The 23,345-nt window shown below is 36.3% G+C and carries 14 protein-coding genes; 7 read left to right on the top strand and 7 right to left on the bottom strand.

Annotated elements, in window-relative coordinates:
- Positions 1-12: 12 nt before the first annotated feature.
- The 3 genes from AC6CHK_RS11455 to AC6CHK_RS11445 form a co-directional block, all read right to left on the bottom strand.
- Positions 13-576 (bottom strand): DUF4256 domain-containing protein, encoded by a 564-nt coding sequence (locus tag AC6CHK_RS11455; RefSeq protein WP_498096209.1) that lies wholly within the window; start codon positions 574-576, stop codon positions 13-15.
- A gap of 23 nt (positions 577-599) precedes the next feature.
- Complete coding sequence (locus AC6CHK_RS11450; protein ID WP_498096207.1) at positions 600-1,313, bottom strand: hypothetical protein; 714 nt, start codon at positions 1,311-1,313, stop codon at positions 600-602.
- Positions 1,314-1,376: 63 nt separating this feature from the next.
- Complete coding sequence (locus tag AC6CHK_RS11445) at positions 1,377-1,934, bottom strand: YdeI/OmpD-associated family protein (protein ID WP_498096205.1); 558 nt, start codon at positions 1,932-1,934, stop codon at positions 1,377-1,379.
- Positions 1,935-2,161: 227 nt separating this feature from the next.
- On the opposite strand from AC6CHK_RS11445, the gene AC6CHK_RS11440 reads away from it, so the two are divergent.
- A complete protein-coding gene (locus tag AC6CHK_RS11440) occupies positions 2,162-5,029 on the top strand; it encodes a M16 family metallopeptidase (protein ID WP_498096203.1) in 2,868 nt (955 codons plus the stop codon).
- 159 nt (positions 5,030-5,188) lie between these two features.
- Here the strand turns inward: AC6CHK_RS11440 and AC6CHK_RS11435 are convergent, their stop codons facing one another.
- The 3 genes from AC6CHK_RS11435 to ligA form a co-directional block, all read right to left on the bottom strand.
- Complete coding sequence (locus tag AC6CHK_RS11435; protein WP_498096201.1) at positions 5,189-7,330, bottom strand: S46 family peptidase; 2,142 nt, start codon at positions 7,328-7,330, stop codon at positions 5,189-5,191.
- 85 nt (positions 7,331-7,415) lie between these two features.
- The gene (locus tag AC6CHK_RS11430) at positions 7,416-8,060 is read right to left on the bottom strand and encodes an MgtC/SapB family protein (protein WP_498096199.1); all 645 of its coding nucleotides are present in this window, start codon (positions 8,058-8,060) and stop codon (positions 7,416-7,418) included.
- A 136-nt stretch (positions 8,061-8,196) separates the two neighbouring features.
- A complete protein-coding gene (ligA, locus tag AC6CHK_RS11425; protein ID WP_498096197.1) occupies positions 8,197-10,200 on the bottom strand; it encodes an NAD-dependent DNA ligase LigA in 2,004 nt (667 codons plus the stop codon).
- A 242-nt stretch (positions 10,201-10,442) separates the two neighbouring features.
- Here ligA and AC6CHK_RS11420 point away from each other — a divergent pair, with 242 nt between their 5' ends.
- The 6 genes from AC6CHK_RS11420 (at position 10,443) to prmA (ending at position 19,355) form a co-directional block, all read left to right on the top strand.
- Positions 10,443-13,418 carry a SusC/RagA family TonB-linked outer membrane protein gene (locus AC6CHK_RS11420; RefSeq protein WP_498096195.1) on the top strand — a complete coding sequence of 992 codons (2,976 nt, stop codon included), beginning with the start codon at positions 10,443-10,445 and terminating at the stop codon, positions 13,416-13,418.
- Between the two features lie 6 nt (positions 13,419-13,424).
- Positions 13,425-14,873 (top strand): SusD/RagB family nutrient-binding outer membrane lipoprotein, encoded by a 1,449-nt coding sequence (locus AC6CHK_RS11415; RefSeq protein ID WP_498096193.1) that lies wholly within the window; start codon positions 13,425-13,427, stop codon positions 14,871-14,873.
- A gap of 7 nt (positions 14,874-14,880) precedes the next feature.
- Positions 14,881-15,627, top strand: coding sequence for a glycerophosphodiester phosphodiesterase family protein (locus tag AC6CHK_RS11410; RefSeq protein WP_498096191.1), 747 nt, complete (start codon positions 14,881-14,883; stop codon positions 15,625-15,627).
- Positions 15,628-15,629: 2 nt separating this feature from the next.
- Positions 15,630-17,210: a calcineurin-like phosphoesterase C-terminal domain-containing protein gene (locus AC6CHK_RS11405; RefSeq protein ID WP_498096189.1), complete on the top strand. Its 1,581-nt coding sequence runs from the start codon at positions 15,630-15,632 to the stop codon at positions 17,208-17,210.
- A gap of 424 nt (positions 17,211-17,634) precedes the next feature.
- On the top strand, positions 17,635-18,348 hold the full coding sequence (locus AC6CHK_RS11400; protein ID WP_498096236.1) for a 3-ketoacyl-ACP reductase: 714 nt from the start codon (positions 17,635-17,637) through the stop codon (positions 18,346-18,348).
- Positions 18,349-18,527: 179 nt separating this feature from the next.
- Positions 18,528-19,355, top strand: a complete 828-nt coding sequence (prmA, locus tag AC6CHK_RS11395) for a 50S ribosomal protein L11 methyltransferase (RefSeq protein WP_498096187.1) — start codon at positions 18,528-18,530, stop codon at positions 19,353-19,355.
- Between the two features lie 81 nt (positions 19,356-19,436).
- On the opposite strand, the gene AC6CHK_RS11390 is transcribed toward prmA, so the two are convergent.
- Entirely contained in the window at positions 19,437-23,210 is a 3,774-nt protein-coding gene (locus tag AC6CHK_RS11390; protein ID WP_498096185.1) for a fibronectin type III domain-containing protein, read from the bottom strand.
- Between the last annotated feature and the right edge of the window lie 135 nt (positions 23,211-23,345).

The following is a 23,345-nucleotide window of genomic DNA, read 5'->3' as shown; positions in this document are numbered from 1 at the left end:
TGTGTGAAATATTTAAACTTTTAAAACTCCCCGAAAAGCTCTCGCTGCATAATACGATGATGCGCCATTATGATAAACAAAAACGGTATCGTAGCGCCGGTCACAAAACAATGCGCCACCCAATTCTCTGATCTTTTGCGGTGTTTTGATCCAGCTTGAGGTTTTAAGATCAAAATTTCCTAGCTGCTGAAGTTTCCGGTATTGTTCTTCATCAAGGATTTCAACGTCCATTTCTGCGGCGGCATCAAGAGCCGAATTTTCAGGTTTATGCTCTTTTCGGGAATCTAAAGCTTCACGGTCGTAGCAAAAGCTTCTTCTGCCTTTCGGGCTTTCTGCTGAGCAATCGAAGAATACATATTCATCAGTTTTTTTGTCATAATCTACAACATCCGGTTCGCCGCCGGAGATTTCCATTTCGTTTAGCGACCAAAGTTTTGAAGGATTAGCTTGTAGTTTGGCTTCAATTTCTGACCAATCCAAACCTTCATGACGGTTCATATTTTTTTCAAAACGTTTTTTCAAAACCTTAAGAAACTCTGTTGCTTCTTCGGAAGTTATTTGTTTTTTAGATGCCATATCAATAGTTTAAATAATTAATTTTAAGGAAAATAAATCAGCCTGTCATTTGGCAGATCATATTCGTAGATTTTGTCGGTTTCAGGATCAATATACAACCACTGAAAAGTATTGATTTTATGTTCAGATTGAGTATATATTCCTAAAACATAATATTCTTTATCGTTTTTGTTTCGTTTTTCGATGGAATAGGCGAGTTCGTCTTTGTTTTTAAGGTGTAATCTGATGAGATCTTTTTTGGAATTAGCAATATAATATTCTGCAAGCTTGTACAAATGATCGAGATAACTGCCGGAAATTTCATCTTTTTTTGAGTGATGATATTTGATTGGTTTATCGTATTCTTGCCTGAATTTTGAAACATTTCCGTCTTTAATTTTTTTGACAGACACAATCCATTGTGCATTTTGCGGCGTTTCTCCGTCTCCTGCAATGTAGATTGAATCATTTTTCCATTCAATAGCGATGAGGTCGCCTCTCAGCAAACTTCGGTCATTATTCTTGTCATTGATAAAGCTAAGTTCTTCTTTACCTTTTTTACCGTTAAGCTGTGAATAATCAAAATCATCATTGTAAGAAGTAAATTCTATTGTATCATGTTTTAGAGAATCTTTTTCTACAATTTTCTGAATCTTTTCAGTTTCTGGATCGGCAACATTTTTTTCTTTCTTGTTTTCGGAACCGGAATTGCACGAAATACAAAAAACAATAACTGAAAGCACCGCAGTTTTTTTCATATTGTTTTGGTTTGGAATTCAAAAATAATAAATTTAGCAAAAAAGTAATTAACGATCTTTTTTTTACATTACTCTTTTGTCTTTCTCGCTTTCCAAAATTGCTTTTTCAAGACGCGAAATTCTTGTTTTTTCCTGCTTTGCGCTCATGATCCAATGTATTGTTATTTTTTTATAAGAAGGAGCTTGCTTTTGGAAAAATTCCCAGGCTTTTTGATGATCTTTAAACTGTTTTTCATATTCTTCGGAAAGCTTTACATCATCTGTTTCGTGAGAATAAACTCCGGATTTTTCTTTTTTTCTTAAACTAAAAGCTGCTAAACCGGCAGGCTTCATCAATCCGGCTTTGGTAAGATCTTCCACTTTTTTAATATTGATCGCGCTCCAGATACTTGTAGATTTTCTTGGTGTAAAACGATTGCTGTAGCTTTCGTCATCAATAGATCTTCTCACGCTGTCGATCCAGCCGAAACACAAAGCCTGATCAACAGCTTCAGACCAGGTAATTGATTTTTTCAGGCTTCCGATTTTGTAGAATCCGACCACAATTTCTTTTTCCGTTTCGTGGTTTTTTTCAAGCCAATTGCGAAAGTCTTTTGGTGTTTGGAAGAATGTTGCCGACATTAATGTATTCTTTATTGGTTATTTTTACAGGTGCATTTTCATCCTTAAATAAAGATCGAATATAAATAATTCCTGAATGATTTCCGAGATTATTAAAAGCATCATTCAATTTAACATTTAAAATAAATGATTACAATAGATTTAATATTAACAAAATCAATCAGTCTTGTTTTTTGATTCCTTACATTTGTAAGGCATTCGACAAAAAGGAATGAAAAATGAATTTTATGATAGACAGAAGACATAAGGAAACGATTCATATAGATAAAAGCAATTACGAATACATCACAGTAACCCAAGACGAAAATAAAGTTAGAATATACACCCTGAAAAACGGATTGAAAGTTTTTTTGGCGCAGAATTTTGATGCACCAAAAATTCAGACATTTATTCCCGTAAAAACAGGAAGCAATAATGATCCTGCTGACAATACAGGCTTGGCGCATTATCTTGAACACATGATGTTTAAAGGAACATCAAAAATAGGAACTCAGGATTGGGAAAAAGAAAAAGTTTTAATCAATCAGATTTCCGAATTATACGAACAGCACAAAGCCGAACAAAATCCTGAAAAAAAGAATGAAATTTATCAGAAAATTGACAAAATTTCTCAGGAAGCCAGCGAGTTTGCCATTGCCAATGAATATGATAAAATAATTTCGTCACTTGGAGCAACGGGAACCAATGCCCATACTTGGTTTGATGAAACGGTTTACAAAAACAACATTCCGAGTAATGAGCTTGAAAAATGGCTTAAAGTAGAAAAGGAAAGATTTTCGGAAGTGGTTTTACGTCTTTTTCATACGGAATTGGAATCTGTTTACGAAGAATTCAATCGAGCGCAGGATAATGATTCGAGACTGGTAAATTATGAATTGATGGACGCGCTGTTTCCGACTCATCCAAACGGCCAGCAAACAACTTTAGGAAATCCCGAACATCTGAAGAATCCTTCAATGAAGGCAATCCATAAATATTTTGACGAATATTATGTTCCGAATAATTATGCAATTGTTTTGGTGGGAGATCTTGATTTTGAAAAAACGGTGAAGCTTGTCGATCAGCATTTCGGAACGATTCCTTACAGAGAATTGCCTGAGAAAAAAAAGATTGTAGAAAAACCCTTGACTGAAATCATTGAACGAACCGTAAAAAGCCCGACAACTCCAAGAGTTCAAATCGCTTGGCGAACCGACAGTTACGGAACAAAAGAAGCGATGCTTGCGGATATTGCGGCTAATATTTTAAGCAACAGAGGCGAAGCGGGATTACTCGATTTAAATATCAACCAGACTCAAAAAATGCTTTGGGCACAGGCGTATTCCGTTGGTTTTAAAGAGTATGGCTACTTTTCAATTGTTGCCGTTCCGAAAGAAAACCAAATATTGAAGGAAACCAGAGAAATGGTTTTGGAACAAATTGAGCTGCTGAAAAAAGGTGATTTCCCGGATTGGATTTTGCCTGCAATTATCAACGATTTCAAGCTTCAAAGATTAAAAGGGCTGGAAACCGCTGAAGGTTTGGCAACCAATCTTTATGACACTTATATCAAAGGCAGATCCTGGGCAGAGGAATTGAATGAAATGGATGAGTATGCTGAAATTACAAAGCAGGAAATAATTGATTTTGCAAATGATTTTTTCAAAGAGAATTATGTTGTCATCAATAAAGAGAAAGGGATAAATGATCAATTGCTCAGAGTTGATAATCCCGGAATCACACCCATCAAGATCAATCGTAATGCCCAATCTGAATTTTCAAAACAAATTTTAGCAGATGAAAGTGAAGATATTCAGCCCCAGTTTATTGATTATCAGAAACAAATTGTAACCGAAACGGTAAAAGATAAGAAAATAAGTTTCGTAAAAAATAAATACAACGATATTGCGCAGGTGTATTTTATTTTTCCATTTGGAAGCGATCATGACAGAGAATTGGGGATTTCAACACAACTTCTACAATATCTCGGAACGGATCAATATTCTCCTGAAGATCTGAAAAAAGAATTTTTTAAGATTGGCGTGAGTAATGATTTTAAAACAAATTCGGATCAGCTTTTGATTTCGTTAAGCGGTTTGGAAGAAAATATTGAGAAAGGAATTGAATTGCTTCAGCATTGGCTACACAATGTACAGCCGGATCAGCAGATTTATGATAAGTTTGTAGAAACAGTTTTAGAAAACCGTGAAGCGGGAAAGAAAGACAAAAACCGCATCATGTCTGCGCTGACGACGTATACAAAGTTTGGGAAAAGCTCCAGATTTTTGGATATTCTTTCGAAAGAACAGCTTCAGACTGCCAAAGTAGAAGAATTTACCCAGAAAATGAAAAATCTCTTCCGGTATCCTTACCAGATTTTTTTCTATGGAAAATATTTTGACCTTTTTAAAAATAATATTGAAAAATTTGTTGAAAATCAAAGCTTCTCAATTCCGGATCCTAAACAATATCCCGAACCGGAAACCACAGGAAACGTGTTTTTCACCAATTATGATATGGTCCAAATGGAGATGAGCAAAATAGGAAAAGGACATCTTGTGAATCTGGCCAATTTTGGGAAAATCAATGTTTTCAATGAATATTTCGGAAGAGGATTATCATCCATCGTGTTTCAGGAAATCCGCGAAAGCAAGAGCCTGGCATATTCTGCTTACGTTTCTTACGCTCCAAATGCTGAAATAGGGCATCCGGATTATATTACAACGTATATCGGAACTCAGCCGGATAAACTTCAGATTGCCGTTGATACCATGACCGATTTGATGGATAAGCTTCCTGAAGTAACCATACAATTTGAGAATGCAAAAAAGTCGGCTTTAAAGCAGATTGCATCCACAAGAATCAACAGAACCAATATATTTTTCAATACTTTAAGGCTTAAAAAATTAGGAGTTGCGCATGATTTCAGGAAAGATATTTTTAAGCAGATTGAAGACCTTACTTTTGATGATATCAGAGAATTTTATCAAACAGAAATAAAACCTGTACAGTTTAATACAGCCATTATCGGGAAAAAGGAAAATCTGGATATGGAAGCTTTAGAGCAGATGGGTACTTTTCATGAAGTAAGTTTAGAAGAAATTTTTGGATATTAAATTAATTTGAAAATGCTTCCACAAGCTCAGCATGACATTCCTAATACTAACCGACTTATTAAGCATTTGTAGCACTGCCTGAGCAAAGTCGAAGCATCTCAACAAAGCATAAAAAACCCCGAAATGCAATTTCGGGGTTTAATGTATACTTAAATAAAATTATTTCACGATTTTCATTTCATCAATCAGCCATTTAGAATCGGCAAATTTATCAATGATGAAAAGAATATATTTGGTGTCAACCATGATATTTCGGCTAAAACGCGGGTCGTAATTGATGTCACTCATTGTTCCTTCCCATTGTCTGTCAAAATTTAATCCGATCAGATTTCCGTGTGCATCCAACGCGGGGCTTCCGGAATTTCCTCCAGTTGTATGATTGGTAGCAGTAAATCCTACCGGAACATCACCTGTTTTGTCTTTATAATTCCCGAAATCTTTTTTAGCATAAAGATCAATCAGTTTTTTTGGAACATCAAATTCATAATCTCCCGGAATATATTTTTCCATTACACCAGCCAAATGCGTCTGATAATCGTACGTTACAGCATCTTTTGGTGTAGAGCCTTTCACTTTTCCGTACGTTACACGAATGGTGGAGTTGGCATCAGGGAAGAATTTTCTGTCTTTATCAGTAGACATCTGTTGCGCCATATATTTTTTCTGCAAATCATCAATCTTTGCCTGCAAAGAAGTAAACTGTGTATCTGTAGTTTTCATATAAGTATCTTTAATACTCATGAAAAGCTGATAAACAGGATCTTTTTTTAATGTTTTGATCAGTTTGTCCTGATTTGAAAATGCTTTGTCTATATCTGCGCTTAATGAAGCTCCGTTTACAGAAGACCTTCCTGTAATAATAGAATTTTTGGAAATATCTTCCAGCATCTGAATATTTTGGGCTTCGTTTTTATATTTATCAAACTCGGCCGGTAAAAATTGTGGAGCTGTTTTGTTGGCATATAAAGCTAAAAGCTTAGCGGTTACTTTAGCATCCAATTCTGCGCTGTAATCTTTGTAAAAAGAAGCCAGTCTGTTTTTAAAAGATGCAATTCCTTTTTCATCTATTCTTCCTGCTTCTACCGCAGAAATATAATTGGAATAAAGGTTGGCAAGCATTAATGTCTCAGCATTTCTTATCACTTCAGAATAGTAAGCGTTATTTAAAGCGTAAGGCGACTGATCGTTGTATAATTTATTAAGTTCGTCTAAAGTTTTTTTCACTTCCGGATTTTTTGATACCAAAGATCCTTCGTACATTACTTTTTTCTGAACGGCATTCGATTTTTTAAGACCTTCTACTTCGCCGATCCATTTTTTCCAGTAATTGGCTACAGAAGCGTATTTTGAAGCATATTTAATACGCGTTGCATTATCTGCACGCATCTTTTCATCTAAAGTTTTCAAGGCAACATCTCTTACTGCGATCCTTGCAGGATCAATTTCGGTCATGATCTTTTCAACAGCGATTGCCGGAAGGTATTCTGTCGTTCTTCCCGGAAAGCCGAAAACAAACGTGAAATCATTCTCGTTCTTGTCTTTTATCGAAACAGGAAGGTAATGTTTTGGAACGTAAGGCACATTGTCTTTGGAATATTCTGCAGGTTTGTTGTTTTTATCGGCATAAATTCTGAACATTGAGAAATCTCCCGTATGTCTTGGCCAAACCCAGTTGTCGGTATCGCTTCCGAATTTTCCGATGCTTTGAGGCGGCGCACCTACCAATCGCACATCTTTATAAGTTTCAATAACGTAAGCGTAATATTTGTTTCCGTAATACATTGGCTTTACGGAAATAGATTGATAAGGCTCTGTTTTTTGAGAGTTTTTATAAATTTCAATATTGTTGGCGATTTTTTTTGAAAGATCAGGATCCTGAAGATTGTCTGTACCTTCTAAAATCTGATTGGTAACTTCTTTAATATCAACAATGAAATCTACCGTTACTCCTGGATTTGGAAGCTCGGTGCTCATGTTTTTTGCCCAAAAACCGTTTGATAAAAGGTCGTTTTCCACAGTAGAATGAGCTTGGATTTGCCCGTAACCGCAGTGATGATTGGTTAAAAGCAGGCCTTTTGGTGAAATAATTTCAGCCGTACAGCCTCCGTTGAATTGTACAACAGCATCTTTAATGCTAGGCTTTTGCGTATTGAAGATATCTTTGGCAGAAATTTTCATTCCCAGATCCTTCATTTCCTTTTCATTAAGCTCAGTCGGGATCCACATTCCACCGTATTGCTGGGCGATTCCCCATGAAAAAGCGAAGAATGCCGAGGCAATTAAAATATTACGTTTTATCATTACAAAAAAATTTTGTCTAAAATACGGATTTAATTTTTTTTACCTTAAAATAATTAAGGAGAAATAGCTAAAATATTTTAGTTCTTTAAAATTGATATGATATAATTTTATCATCTTCAATAAGATCTTTGACAAAATTTTTATGATCGGCACTTTTTCCGGTAAGCATCCATGTGGTTGTAATGTTTTCCGAATTGTAATGTTGGGCTATAATGCTGAATTTTAAATGATTCTGAATAAATAGTTTTTCACAATATGAAAGGCTTTCCCGACTTCTGATGCCTATTTTGTATTCGCGGATTTTATGTTGTTTATCGATAAATTCTTCAATAAAATTAAGTGAGCTCAATATTAAAAGCACTAGAAAAGTACCCATCAACGAAAGATAAACATAGCCTGAACCAACCGCCATACCGATGGAAGCTGTAGCCCAAATTGTAGTTGCTGTGGTAATGCCGTCAATTTTATTATCACCTTTAAAAATCACTCCGGCGCCCAAGAAACCTATTCCGGTAATAATATTTGCGGCTAAACGATCCGGATCTTCAATTCCTATTTTTATTGAAAGAATTGTAAAAAGACAAGCTCCGAAACAAACCAAAATAAAGGTACGAAGTCCGGCCGATTTATTTCTGTATTCTCTTTCGGCGCCTATTAAGAGCCCGAGAATTACGGAAATGAAAATCAGAAGCAGCTCGTTTTGTATCGAATGGTCGTTTAGAAAATCCATTTTGTAAAAATTTGGTTGAATAAATTTAGATAATTACTTTGACATAAAAATCAGAATACAAATTTTAAGCAAAAAGTATCGATTCAATAAAATGCTGCTTTTGAAAAACAGCATTTTTCGTAATTACTTGCAATTATTATTTTTCAATTAAATCTAAAAACTGCTGCTCATCCAGAATCTCAATCGTACCAATCTCCTGTGCTTTCTTCAGTTTGCTTCCGGCTTTTTCGCCTACAACTAAATAATTAAGATTTTTCGAAACAGCAGAAATGTTTTTTCCACCGTGTTTTTCTACCATTTCTTCTGCTGCTTCCCTTGTGAATAAAGACAATTTTCCCGTAAAAAGAAAGGCTTTTCCTTCCAGAACATTTGATAAAACTTCATTGGTGTTTTCGCCTTTTTCAAGCTGAACTCCGTAAGATTTTAAACGTTCAAGCATTAAAATATTTTCAGAATTATTAAAGAAATCAACAATGCTTACCGCGATTTTTGCTCCGATATCTTCAACCTGGCAAAGCTCTTCAACGGTGGCTTTTTTCAGATCGTCAATGGTATTGAAATTTTTAACCAATTTCTTGGCAACCGTTTCCCCGACGTGTTTGATGCCGATTCCGTACAAAACTTTTTCGAAGGGAATTCCTTTAGATTTTTCGATTCCGTCAAGAATATTCTGCACCGATTTTTCTGCCATTCTTTCCAACGGAAGAATCTGTTCTTTGGTTAAAGTATAAAAATCGGCAGGATTTTCAATTAATTTTTCTCTGTAAAGCTGCTCAATAGTTTCGCTTCCGAGATTATCAATATTTAAAGCCTTTCTTGAGACATAATGAATCATTCTTCCGACCACCTGCGGCGGACAATGAAGGTCATTCGGACAAAAATGAATGGCCTGATCTTCAACTTTTACAAGTTCGGTTCCACATTCCGGACAATTTTTGATATATTCAATTTCCTTGCTTTCGGAAGTTCTTTTTTCTGTGTTTACGCCAACGATTTTAGGGATAATTTCGCCACCTTTTTCTACATAAACAAAATCATGGTCATGAAGATCCAGCTTTTTGATGATATCTTCGTTGTGTAAAGACGCTCTTTTTACGATCGTTCCGGCTAACAAAACAGGTTTCAGATTGGCAACAGGCGTTATCGCACCGGTTCTCCCGACCTGATAAGAAACGCTTTGCAATTCGGTTTCTACTTTTTCGGCCTTAAATTTATAAGCCATCGCCCAACGGGGAGATTTTGCGGTATATCCTAATTGACTTTGCTGTTTTAATGAATTGACTTTTAATACAATTCCGTCAATCTCAAAAGGCAATTTGTGACGTTCCTGATCCCAAAATGTGATAAATTCTTTGATTTCATCCAAAGTTTTGCAGAGTTTTGCCTGATCTGAAGTTTTAAAGCCCCATTTCTGCGCTTTTTCGAGCAATTCCCAATGCGTGCTGGCAGGAACTTCCTGTGAAATAAACTGATAAAGTACGGATGAAAGCCTTCGTTTTCTCACTTCGCCGCTGTCTTGCATTTTCAGGCTTCCGCTGGCGGTATTTCTTGGGTTCATAAAAGGATCTAAACCTTCTTCTTCACGCAGCTTGTTTATTTTATCAAAATTCTTTCTTGTTAAATAAATCTCACCGCGCATAAAAAAGCGGTCGGGGAAATCACCTTTTAAAGTAATCGGAATATCCGAAATCGTACGCACGTTTGCTGTGATTTCGTCACCCTGAAAACCGTCTCCACGCGTAACAGCCTGCACCAACTTTCCGTTTTCATACAAAATAGAAATCGATGCGCCGTCATATTTTAATTCTGCAACAAATTCTACAGGCTCATCAATTGTTTTGATAATCCGTTTTTCCCAATCTTCAAGATCATTAAAATCATAAGAATTGTCCAGAGAATACATTCTGAATTGATGTCGAATTGTAGGGAAAATCTTCGTAACGCCGCCTCCAACACGGATTGTTGGTGAATTGTCATCATAAAATTCAGGATGCTTTGCTTCAAGATCCTGAAGCTCTTTTAATAATAAATCAAATTCAAGGTCTGAAATATTGGGCTCATCCAGCAGATAATAATTTTCATTATGCTGATTGAGCTCCTTGCGAAGTTGTTCGATTTTTTGTTGAATGTTTTCAGGCATTACGATACTTGTTTAGACAAAAATAATAAGTATTAAGGAGAAAAAGTGAATAAAGTTATACAATTAGGAAGAGACAAAAACATTAAATATTGTTAACTGATTTAACGGCTTGCGAATCAACGGTCTATAACTTGTGTTAATAATAGGTTCATATTTTATTGATTAATTGTTTAATAAATGTTAAAGTGTTGTTAAAACCATAATCATATTGTCGTTTTAATTTTGCGCAAACAAAAAAGGATATGCGTAAAGAGACTCAAAAATTGGTGATGTTGTCGCTTTTAGGATTGGTTAGCGTCAATGTTGCAGCTCAGCAAACAGCAAAAAAAGATACTGTAAAGAATATCGAAGAGGTTGTAGTAACCGCTTTGGGGATTAAAAGACAGGATAAGTCTTTAGGATATGTAGCAGAAAAAGTAGATTCTGAGATTTTTGAAAATATTCAAAACAACAACTGGGCTCAAGGCCTTGAAGGAAGAGTGGCTGGGTTGAAAATACAAACGACTGGAGCCGGACCTTTAGGTTCGTCAAGAATCACTTTGAGAGGTGAAAAATCTATGAACCTAGATAATAACTATGCATTAATTGTTGTAGATGGTGTACCGTTAAGTAATTCGACAACAGGAACTGGAACTCCAGCTTATGGAGCGGGCTCAGGTGGCGATCTTCCGATTGATCTTGGTAATGGGCTAAACAGTATCAATCCTGATGATATTGAATCTGTTACCGTTCTTAAAGGAGCTTCTGCCGCTGCATTATACGGAGCAAGAGCGGCAAACGGAGCTTTGATGATTACTACAAAATCGGGGAAAGGCAGAAACGGAAAAATGCAGGTTTCTTTTAATTCATCTTTAAGTTTTGATTCTGTTTTAAAATGGCCGGATTATCAATATGAATACGGACAGGGAACTTTAGTGAAAAATACAGCAGGAGAATTTTTCTATTCTTACGGAGCTTCTGCAGATGGTGTAAGCACCGGAGGTACAAGTAGCGCATTTGGGCCAAAGTTCGACGGACAGTACTATTTTCAATATGATCCGACTTTGCAGGGACAAAGCGCAACAAGACAATTGTGGAGACCTTATAAAGATAATGTGAAAGGATTTTGGCAGACAGGAACCACTTCGTCCAATACGATTTCTGTTGAAAATTCTAATGAAAATACAAGCTACAGAACGTCACTTACCTATCTTGATAACGAATGGATGATGCCAAATACTGGTTTTAACAGATTTAATATGGCATTTTCACTCGACCATAAATTAAGTTCAAAACTTAAGCTTTCAACAAAATTCAATTACGCCAATACAAAAAGTGATAATCTTCCTGCTACAGGATATAACAACCAGTCTATTTCTTATTTCATGATCTTTCAAAATCCAAATGTAGATTTGGAATGGTACAGACCGATTTGGAAAGCCGGACAAGAGCAGGTTGATCAGATTCACCCTTTCAGCAGCTTTATAGACAATCCTTATCTTATTGCTTACGAAATGCTGAATGGAGTTGAGAAAAAATTGATCACCGGAAATATCACGGCAAATTATCAGTTTACAAAAGATTTTAATGTAATGCTAAGATCCGGAATTGAAATTTTGAATGAAGAAAGAACTACAAAAAGACCCTACAGTTCTGCCAACTATTTAAAAGGTTTTTACAGAGAGCAGTATATTAAAAATCATGAATTTAATAATGATATATTATTTACCTATAAGAAAGATTTTAATAAATTTAATATAAGTGCCAATGCAGGAGGAAGCGTTCGTTATAACGAATATACAATGAATGATTATCGTGCAGAAGGTCTTAAAGTAGCCGGAGATTACAGTCTTAATAATGCTATTTCTTTAATTACAAGAGTTCCGAAACCAAATGATCAGCAAACGAATAGTGTGTATGGTTTGTTAAGTTTAGGCTATGATAATTTGATTTTTGTAGATGTTACGGGAAGAAATGACTGGAGCAGTACATTGGCTAAACAATACAGATCTTTCTTTTATCCTTCAGTAAGCACGAGTTTTATTTTATCAGATATATTTAAATTATCAAGCAGCAACTTCAATTACTGGAAACTGAGAGCATCTTGGGCGAAAGTAGGTATTGCAGGTTTGCCTTATCAGTTGGATAAATATTATGGTATCAGCGATTTTACAGGATCTGTTGATGTGCCGGGAGTATATCCTAATCCTCTTCTGAAACCGGAAGAAAACACCAATATTGAAGCCGGAATGGATTTTTCAATATTGAAGAACAGATTAAGCTATAATTTTACTTTATATCAAAATGATACTGAAAATCAAATAATTACGATTCCGACACTTTACGAATCAGGTTATTCAAGCAGAGTAATCAATGCCGGAAAAGTAAGAAACAGAGGTGTCGAGATGACTTTGAATGCAATCCCAGTAAAATCTCAGAATTTTTCATGGAATGTTTCAGCCAACTGGTCTCTAAACCGAAATAAAATCTTAAGCCTTCCGGAAGAGTTTTCAGGTGAAAGCTATTATACAATGGCAACTGTAGCCGGTGTTGTGTATTATAATGCAACTATAGGTGGTTCTTTAGGTGATCTTTGGGGCTTCAAACTATTGAGAAATGAAAATGGAGAAGTGATTTATGGAAGCAACGGACTTCCTGCAAGACCAGACAGAATAGAGAAAGTAGGCAATGCATTTCCGAAATGGAGAGCAGGTTTGCAAAATGATTTTAAAATCAAAAACTGGCAGATCAGTTTTTCTTTTGACGGTCAATATGGAGGCGTAGCTTATTCTCAAACGCATCACAAAATGTCTGAACAAGGTAAATTGGGACATACGTTGATGGGAAGAGACAATCCTAACGGAACAATTGTAGGACAAGGTGTTGTACAAAATCCTGACGGATCATTCAGTCCAAATACCACGCCTGTAACACTATCTTCTTATTATGGAGATTATTACAGAAGAGCCAACGTAGAAACCAATACTTTCGATACTTCATTTATCAAGCTTAGAGATGCAAGAATTGCATATTCTTTTTCAAAAGATGTAATTGCTCCTTTAAAGCTGACAGAACTTACTTTAGCAGTATTTGGTAAGAATCTTTGGATGTGGACGGAGTTTCCAATGTTTGATCCTGAAGTGGCAGCACTTAATGATTCTACCATTACACCAGGTGTAGAAATCGGCCAATTGCCATCTGCAAGAACAGTTGGTTTTCAACTTAATTTAAAATTCTAAAATCTCATGAAAAAAATACTTTTATCAACAGCTTTCGCTCTTTCATTGATCATGCTCAATTCTTGTGACAGGTCATTTGAAGAAATCAATACAGATACAAGCAGAATAAAAAATCCTTCAGCAGGAAGTTTTCTGATGCCTATTCAATATGCGATGGGAAATTACGGATACAACAGAGCCGATGATTTTACTTTCGATATCATGCAGGTTGCGCTTTCTTTTCCGAACGAAGGAAATACGGTAAGCAGATACTATTTGACAGAAAGTACAGGAAACGGATACTGGAATACAAGCTACAGATGGCTAAAACAAGTAAAAGAACTGAATGCAGCCGCAGAAAAAGAACAAAACAACAACTATATCGCCATTTCGAAAGTTTTAAATGCTTGGATTTATGCTAATCTTACGGATGCTTTTGGTGATATTCCTATGTCTGAAGCTTTAAGTTTGGAAGAAAATATCATGAGGCCAAAATATGATAAGCAGAAAGATATTTATCTAGTTTTGCTGAATGACCTGAAAGCCGCAAACGCTCTTTTTGATACCACAAAAGTTTTACCGGAAGGTGATCTTTTTTATCAGGCACATTCAAGTACAGAAGGGGTTTTGAAATGGAAAAAATTCTGTAATTCATTATCATTGAGATTGCTAACAAGAATCTTAAAAAGAAATGGTGAAGTAGATGTACATGCAAGAATTAATGAGATCATAAACAATCCAACGACTTATCCTATTTTTCAAAGTAATACAGACGGAGCAACTTTGGATATTTCGGGTGTTGCGCCATTGCTTCCGCCGATTGCAAGGCCGCAGGATTTTACGGCTTACAGAGCTTCCGGAGAATTTTTTACACAGACTTTGGTGGATAATAATGATCCGAGACTGAGCAAGTTTTTCACTCAGGCTAAAAGTATTCCTCAAAATCAAAATATAGGTTACAAAGGTGCTCCTTCGGGTTACGCTTTGGGAAGCACATTCAATTATCAGCCTTCCAATATGAATCAGAATTTGGCAAAAGCACCTTTGAAAGTATTGGTAATGCCATACGCCGAATTGCAGTTTATATTATCTGAATTGGCATTCAAGGGAATTATTACCGGAAATGCTCAATCTTTTTATGAAAACGGTGTAAAAGCAGCAATAGAACAATGGGGAAATACAGTTCCTGCGAATTATTTTGACAATCCTAAAGTAGCTTTCAACGGGACATTGGAGCGTATCATGTTGCAAAAATACGTTGGTCTTTTCTTTGTAGATCATCAGCAATGGTATGAGCAAAGAAGAACAGGTTTCCCGGTATTACCAAATAACGGTGGACTTCTGAACGATGGCAAAATGCCGCAAAGAATGCTTTATCCTACAACGACCAAAATACAGAATTACGACAATTATGTGATTGCTTCCCAACAAATGGGCGGAGACAATATCAACACAAAAATGTGGTGGAACCAATAGGGAATTTATGAAAAATCTTATCTTCGGGTTACTGGTTTTTAGCACAGCAGTTATGAAAGCACAAACCCAAATTATTGCACACAGAGGTTATTGGCAAACTCAGCCTCCGACGACGGAAAATTCGTTGAAAGCATTAGAAAACGCTCAAGATCTGAAAATTTACGGAGCCGAGTTTGATGTTAGAATGTCCAAAGATGGGGTTTTGGTCATCAATCACGATGAGCATCACGGAAAAATGGAAATTTCTGAAACCAATTTTAAAGATTTAGAAAAACTGAGATTGTCAAATGGTGAAGATTTCCCGACTTTGAAGTCTTATTTAAAAAAAGGTAAAAAAGATCCTTCTTTAAAGTTAATTATCGAGCTCAAGCCAATCAAATCTCAGGAAAAAGAAAACGAATTGGTGCAGAAAACCATTCAGATGGTAAAAGATATGAAGCTGGAATCTCAAAGTGAGTTTATTTCGTTTAGCCTTAATATCTGTAAAGAAATAAAAAAAACAGAGCCAAAATTCAAAGTGCAATATCTGAACGGCGAATTGTCTCCGCAGCAGATCAAGAATGAAGGTTTAGACGGATTAGATTATCATTTCAGTGTTTTTACCAAAAATCCGACTTGGATTGCCGAAGCCAAAGCTTTAGGATTAATCACCAATTCGTGGACGGTGAATGACATCAAAATTTACGAACAATTAAAAAGTCAGGGAATAGATTTTATCACAACAAATATTCCCGATCAACTAAAAAATAAATAAAAATGACAAAATTTTTAATGCCATGTTTATTAGTTTCAGCAATGGCATTTTCTCAAACTTCGGTTTCGGGGTATGTTTTTGAAGACATGAACAAAAACCAGAAGAAGGAAAACCGTGAAAAAGGAATAGAAAATGTAGCCGTATCAAACGGGGTTCAGGTTGTTTTGACAGATAAAAACGGAAGATACAGCTTGCCGATTCAGGAAGATCAGACGATTTTTGTAATCAAGCCTTCAGGTTACAAACCTGCTTTAAATTCAAATAATCTTCCACAATATTATTATCAGTACAAGCCAAAAGGCTCGCCTTCGGACTTTAAATATAAAGGAATTGCACCAACGGGAAATCTTCCGAAAGAAGTAAATTTTGCTTTGCATAAGCAGGATGAAAGCAAAAACTTTGACATTTTGGTTTTTGGAGATCCGCAGCCTTACACGGAAAAAGAGCTGGATTATTTCAAAAGAAGCATCGTAAACGAAGTGAAAAACAACAAGCAGAATGCTGTTTTCGGAATCAGTTTGGGTGATTTGGTCGGGGATAATTTAAGCTTACAAAAACCATACGCAGACGTCATGAAAGAAATCGGGCTTCCTTGGTATAATGTGATGGGAAATCATGATATGAATTATGATGCAAAAGAGGATCATCTTTCAGACGAAACTTTTGAATCCAATTTTGGTCCTGCAAACTATTCTTTCAATTACGGAAATGTTCATTTTATGGTTTTGGATGATATTCTGTATCCGGATCCGAGAGACGGAAAAGGATATTGGGGAGGTTTCCGTGAAGATCAGCTTAAGTTTATCGAAAATGACTTAAAATTAGTTGATAAAAATAAATTGATCGTCGTTTCATTCCACATTCCTTTGGATCATACGAATGAAGATAATTTCAGAAATGCAGACCGTCAGAAGTTATTCGATCTGTTGACTCCTTTTTCCAATGCATTGCTTTTATCTGCACATACGCACATTCAGCAGCAGATTTTTTACGGAAAACCACAAGGCTGGAGCGGAGCAAAAGATTTGCATGAATACAACGTAGGAACTACTTGCGGAGACTGGTATTCGGGAACTCCTGACGAATCGGGATTGCCGACTTCAACCATGAGAGACGGTACATCAAAAGGATATTCTTTTATCAGCTTTAATGATAATCAATATAAAGTTAAATATAAAACCGCAGGAAAACCTGAAGATTATCAGATCAAATTATACCTTCCGAAAGTTATTCCTTTCCCTTCAAGGACTTCGGCGAAAATCGTCGCTAATTTCTTTATGGGAAGCAAAAAAGATAAAGTGGAATACAGAATCGACGGCGGCGAATGGAAAGAGATGGATTATAACGAAACTATTGATCCCAACTTTGCGCAATCGGTTTACAAATGGGACACCACACAAAATCTTTTCCCGGGAAGAAGACCTTCAAATCCCGAATTGTCAAAACATATCTGGATAGGAGGATTTACCAACAAATTAAGCTTAGGCAAACATAAAGTAGAAGTGAGAGCGTATGATATGTACGGAAATCAATTTTCTGCTTCCGAAGAGTTTGAAGTTAAGGAGCCAATTCTTATTCCTTAGTTCAATTTTATTATATTACTTTCAGAAACCAACTTCTCGTAAGTTGGTTTTGTTTTTTATGGAATTTTTAAATGAAATCATTTATTAAATCTAAACTGAGTTCGGGATAAGATTTTCTAATCGCAAATGCAAACAAAAAGGTTTAACAATCTATTTTTCAACATTAAAAGTTAAACAAAGGCGTTTCACTTAACAAGGAAACACTATTTTTTGTTTTACTTCAATAAGCAAAGCGGCTTTGTTTAGCTTAAAAATAGAGAATGTGATATTAAAAAAACATTGTTTGCCTTTGCGATTAAAAATAAGATTCAAATAATCAATCATTTAAAAATAATCCTTATCCCGAACTCAAGTTAAATCTAAATATTCACGCTGTTTTGAAACAGTGGTTTTGTAAATTTGTGAGATTAAATTTTAAATTATGATAAACTTAAAAGGGAAAAACGCCATCGTCACAGGTGGAGGCAGAGGTTTGGGAAAAGCAGTTGCTTTAGCTTTGGCCAATGAAGGTGTAAATATTGGAATCACAGGAAGAAACGAAGAAAATCTTAAAAATACAGTTGAAGAAATCAAAAGTACCGGAGTGAATGCTGCTTTTGCAGTTTTCAGTGTGGATGATGAATCTGCTGTAAAATCAGGAATTGAATCTTTGGCTGAGCAGCTTGGCGGTGTAGATATTTTAATCAATAATGCAGGAATCGGCGATTTTGGAACCATCGAAGAAATGCCTTCCGAAACTTGGGAACAGGTAATCAAAACCAACCTTTTTGGCGTGTATTATGCTGCAAAAGCAGTTTATCCTTTCCTGAAAGAAAAAGGTGAAGGCGATATCGTAAATGTAGCTTCAACGGCCGGCTTGAAAGGCGGACCAAATATGTCGGCATATGCAGCATCAAAAGCAGCCGTTGTTTCTTTATCACAATCGATGATGGCAGAATGGAGAAAGCAAAACATCCGCGTAATTACTTTGACGCCAAGCACAATTGCTTCAGATATGTCTATTCAAGGTGGTTTGACAGACGGAAATCCTGATAAAGTGCTTCAGCCTGAAGATTTTGCAGAATGGGTAAGAGATATTTTGAAAATGAACAGACGTGCATTGATCGCAAACGGATCTATTTTCTCTACAAATCCATAAGTCAAAAATAATTTTCACAGCAATAATGGCGGGCTTTAGCTCGCTTTTTCTTTGCATCAATCATTGGCTTTATTTAAAACTTAATATTATCAAAAACTTCAATTAATCTTAATGGTTAAATCGCTCAATTTTTTAAACTCTAATTTTTAAATTATCTATTTTTGCAACAAATTATTCACATGCAAAATTATTTGGAATTCGATTTTAAAATAAAACCTCTTCAGCCCTGGAACGAAATATTAATGGCAGAACTTATCGAAATAGGTTTTGACAGCTTTACGGAAGAAATTCATGGTATTTTAGGATATATTCAGAAAGATTTATTTAATGAAAATGAATTGAAAGCTTTACCGCTTTTCCAAAATGAAGAAGTAAAAATTGATTATTCGTTTAAAGAAATGCCCAATATCAACTGGAACGAAGAATGGGAAAAGAATTTTGAACCGATCAATATTGATGATAAAGTTCTGATCAGAGCAGAATTTCACGAGTCTGTTCCGGGAATGCATGAAATTATCATTCAGCCCAAAATGTCTTTCGGAACGGGGCATCATCCGACAACACACCTGATGATTCAGCAGATGATGGATATTGATTTTAAGGATAAAAAAGTTTTGGATATGGGCTGCGGAACTTCGGTTTTGGCAATTTATGCAAAACAAATCGGGGCCGGTGATACGAAAGCCATTGATATTGATGAATGGTCGGTTGAAAATTCCAAAGAAAATGCAGCAAGAAATAACGTCGAATTGGACATTGAATTGGGAACTGCAGAAAGTTTAGGAAAAGAAAACTACGATATTATTTTAGCAAATATTAATAGAAATATCTTAATTTCGGATATACCGACGTATGTTTCTGTGTTGAATGATGGCGGAAAATTGTTGCTTTCCGGTTTATGTTTCTTTGATGTAGATGATATTCTGGAAGTCTGTAAAGAAAATAATTTGGAGCTGAAAAAGAAATTACAGCGCGAAGAATGGGTAAGTTTACTGCTCGAAAAATAATAACGAATATTATAAGCTTTCCTAATAAAAGAATCCCCAAAAGTTATACACTTTTGGGGATTCTTTATTGATTATAATTATTTATTCTTTAATAAATTTCTTCTGAACAGATCCTTGAGCATCTTCTATTTCGATTACATATAATCCGTTGATCAGTCTGCTTACATCGATCTTGTTATTCACAATCAATCCGTTTGAAATAAGCTGTCCTGCTGTATTGTAGATTTTGTAATTTCCTTTTTTGCTGATGTTTTTCACATGCAATACCGTTTTTACAGGATTTGGATAGATCACAATTTCATTTTCGTCTACAACATTCGGTGCCGGCTGTTTAGAAATTCTCACTGTATAATCTTCAACTTCACCATTTGCAAAGCTTACACAATTTACAGGAATAGCATCTTTTTGCATCGCCACTCTCATCACAACATATTTGTAATCGGTCATGCTTACAAAAGCATTAGCCGGAACTGTGAATGTAGCGCTTGCGGTAGGATTATTATTCGGTCCGTCTGCTAAAATTCTTTCATTAATATCGAAGTATCCGTTTCTGTTGAAATCGATCCAGACCGCAACTCCTGCATTCGCACCCGAACTTAAAGTTTTATCAATAATAATCTGATTGTTTGAAGAACCCTGAACCATTTGAATGAATTTCGTGTTATCTCCCGTAAAGTCCGAATAGTTGGATGCCAACGTTACATTGATCATTTCCGGTTTACCGTTTGGCTTGGCCGTCACTTTTGAAATAAACTCGCTGGCTGAATTAGCTGATGACATTTGGCAGTAAACTATCGTTGGTGTCGTAAAGTAGTAAGGCAGAGTATAATTACCCGGCGTACCGTTACAAACATTAACTACCTGCATTTCATATTTCGTCAATTCCAATAATCCTGTGATCGTATAGGTATTGGTATTCACCGGAATATTGCTCCAACCAGGAATGCCCACTTTTCTGTATCTCAAGATGTAAGTTGCTCCAGGGAATGGATCCCAAGTAACTTCTGCTGATGTGGTCGTAAGTTGAGTGATTGTAAGTCCCGGAGGAGGAATTTCACAAATTCTTTCGGTTGTAAATACCTGTACATTAGACCATGGATTAGGAGTTGTTTCTCCGTTACAAATATTAGCTACCTGAACTTCATAGGTTTTAAATGAAGTTAAGCCTGTTATTAAATATGTATTTGATGGAGGAGGAGCTACAGTAGGAGTGTTCCACGTTATAGTTCCTACTTCTCTCCATCTTAATATATAAGTTGAGCTTGCAGCTAGCGGATTCCACGTCACTAAAGCCGATGTCGGAGTAATGTTGCTGATAATCACGTTTGGAGGTGAAGGGTCGCATCGTGTTAAAAATTCATTGTGAGAATATCCACCGGCAGTATTATTACATACCGCGGCTACTTCAACTTCATATTGTGTTGCAGATAAAATACTTGTTAATGTAAATGTATTGGTAGTTGCAGGACTTGGTGCTGCAGCAACAGAAGCTGTAAGCCAGTTTGCTGTTCCAACAGGTCTGTATCTGATAGTATATGTTGCTCCGCCAACATCCTGATTCCAGGTCAATGTAGCACTGTTGTGAGTAACATTACTGACCGTTACCACAGGAGTAGCATTACTACAAACAACAAGTCTTATATTGTCAATAGCAGCCGGCGGTTGAGTACCCACACTTCCGTCATTTCTCCATTCAAAAATAAGACGCATTGTAGAGCCTGCAAAACTTGATATATTTAAATTGGTATTCAGGTAAGATTGCCAAGTTGCCTGCTGATTTAAGTTTCCTAATATTTGTATTCTTCCTGTCCCTGCAGTAATTTGGGCGCCTGCAGTAGGTGTGAATGAAGAAGGAACCAACCAAACTCTTAAATAATCGCAGCATGTTTCTCCAACTGCTTTCCAGTCAAAAGAGAAAGTTGCATTTGTAGTACCTGTCGGTACGGCAATGTCTCTATAAGCTTGAACTACCGAATTAGAAGTAACATTATAAGCGTTAGAAGTTCCATTATCATTCGAAATATAAATGGAATTTGCTGTATTTCCTGTTGCAGAACCAAAAGTCCATTTATTTGTTTGGCCACCGTTTACAAATCCAAAATCATTGGTATTGAAAGGCTGGACATATGGAATAGTAGCCGGAATCTGAGTCGTTGTAAAACTAGGCCCATTAATCCAAATACTGGAATCTGTAGCGCTACAAACAGCGCGTACCCACCAATAATACGTAGTATTTGGCGTCAGAGTATTCAGTATAGCTGATGTTGCAGTAGTATTTCCTGTAGGAGGAGTAGTTTGTGTAGGAGGTACAGGACTGGTTGATACATAATACTGATAACCATTCGCAGGAGGAGGTACAGTTGCAGTCCAGCTGATTGTAGCACTATTTGACGTAATTGTCGTTACTCCCGTGCCTGTAGGAACTTTACAAGTAGGAATCAATAAATTAATATTATCGATGGCACCCGAAGGTGGAGTGCCTACACTGCCATCATTTCTCCATTCAAATACTAAACGCATGGTTGCTCCTGCAAAACTTGATATATTCAGATTGGTATTCAGGTAAGATTGCCATCCTGATTGTTGATTTAAATTACCTCCAAGCTGTATTCTTCCGCCGCCTGCGCCAATTTGTACGCCGGCTGTAGGCGAAAAAGAAGCCGGAACCAACCAAATTCTTAAATAATCACAACAAGATTCTCCGTCCGCTTTCCAGTCAAATGATAAAATAGCCGGTGTAGCAGCTGTTGTACCTGCAGGAATTGTAAAATCTCTGTAAGCCTGAACTACCGAATTGCTGCCGTTATCATAGCCGTTAGTAACACCATTATCATTTGAAATATAAATAGAGTTCGGTGTATTACCTGTTGCTGCGCCATAAAACCATTTATTAGGCTCAGCTCCGTTTACAAATCCAAAATCGTTGGTATTGAATGGCTGAGCATACGGAAGAGTTGCCGGAATCTGAGTTGTAGTAAAATTTGGTCCGCCAACCCAAATACTGGAATCTGTGGCACTACAAACAGATCGTACCCACCAGAAATAATTAGTATTTGGTGTTAAAGTGGTCAAGTTAACTGATGTTGCAGCAGTATTTCCTGTAGGAGCAGTAGTTTGCGTAGGAGCTGCAGGATTAGTTGACACATAATAATCATAACCATTTGCAGGAGCGGGTGCAATTGCAGTCCAGTTGATCGTCGCACTATTTGAAGTAATTGTTGGCACCCCCATTGCTGTAGGAGTTGGACAAGTAGGAATCAATAAATTAATATTGTCGATAGCCCCGGAAGGAGGGTCACCTACACTGCCGTCGTTTCTCCATTCAAATACTAAGCGCATTGTATTTCCTGCGAAACTTGCTAAGTTTACATTGATGTTAAGATAAGATTGCCATCCTGCTTGTTGGTTTAAATTACCTCCCAGCTGTATCCTTCCGCCACCAGCACCAATTTGAGTACCGGCAGTAGGTGTAAAAGTAGCCGGAACCAGCCAAACTCTCAAGTAATCACAACAAGATTCTCCATCCGCTTTCCAGTCAAATGATAAAGTTGCCGGTGTGGCAGCCGTTGTACCTGCAGGAATTGTAATATCTCTGTAAGCCTGAACTACTGAATTGTTATTATTATCATAACCGTTAGTAGCACCATTATCATTGGAAATGTAAATGGAATTTGCTGTATTCCCTGTTGCGGGACCATAAAACCATTTATTAGGTTCGGTTCCATTCACAAAGGTGAAATCGTTGCTAGTCGCAAAATTTTGCGAGTAAGGTAGTGTCGCTGCCTGACCATAAAGCTGATGAGTAAAACCCAAACTGATCAAGAAGAGAATAAAAAAAGTAAAAATTTTTGACATATAATATTGCTTTTTTGTTATAAAAAAAGGATTGGATTATCAATGTCAAAAATAATCTTTTATAGTGAAAATGTTTAAAATAAATTAATGTTTTTTTAAAAAGTAAACTATATTAATTTTTATATGGTTAGTGGT

The organism is Chryseobacterium sp. GQ58 (assembly GCF_059758895.1).
This window is presented reverse-complemented; position numbering and strand designations above follow the sequence as displayed.

Coding starts and splice junctions, on each gene's coding strand:
- AC6CHK_RS11415 (WP_498096193.1), top strand. CDS start 13,425: ATGAAAAAAATACTTTTATCAACAGCTTTCGCTCTTTCATTGATCATG.
- AC6CHK_RS11390 (WP_498096185.1), bottom strand. CDS start 23,210: ATGTCAAAAATTTTTACTTTTTTTATTCTCTTCTTGATCAGTTTGGGT.
- AC6CHK_RS11450 (WP_498096207.1), bottom strand. CDS start 1,313: ATGAAAAAAACTGCGGTGCTTTCAGTTATTGTTTTTTGTATTTCGTGC.
- AC6CHK_RS11420 (WP_498096195.1), top strand. CDS start 10,443: ATGCGTAAAGAGACTCAAAAATTGGTGATGTTGTCGCTTTTAGGATTG.
- AC6CHK_RS11430 (WP_498096199.1), bottom strand. CDS start 8,060: ATGGATTTTCTAAACGACCATTCGATACAAAACGAGCTGCTTCTGATT.
- AC6CHK_RS11445 (WP_498096205.1), bottom strand. CDS start 1,934: ATGTCGGCAACATTCTTCCAAACACCAAAAGACTTTCGCAATTGGCTT.
- AC6CHK_RS11440 (WP_498096203.1), top strand. CDS start 2,162: ATGATAGACAGAAGACATAAGGAAACGATTCATATAGATAAAAGCAAT.
- AC6CHK_RS11435 (WP_498096201.1), bottom strand. CDS start 7,330: ATGATAAAACGTAATATTTTAATTGCCTCGGCATTCTTCGCTTTTTCA.
- AC6CHK_RS11405 (WP_498096189.1), top strand. CDS start 15,630: ATGACAAAATTTTTAATGCCATGTTTATTAGTTTCAGCAATGGCATTT.
- AC6CHK_RS11455 (WP_498096209.1), bottom strand. CDS start 576: ATGGCATCTAAAAAACAAATAACTTCCGAAGAAGCAACAGAGTTTCTT.
- ligA (WP_498096197.1), bottom strand. CDS start 10,200: ATGCCTGAAAACATTCAACAAAAAATCGAACAACTTCGCAAGGAGCTC.
- AC6CHK_RS11410 (WP_498096191.1), top strand. CDS start 14,881: ATGAAAAATCTTATCTTCGGGTTACTGGTTTTTAGCACAGCAGTTATG.
- prmA (WP_498096187.1), top strand. CDS start 18,528: ATGCAAAATTATTTGGAATTCGATTTTAAAATAAAACCTCTTCAGCCC.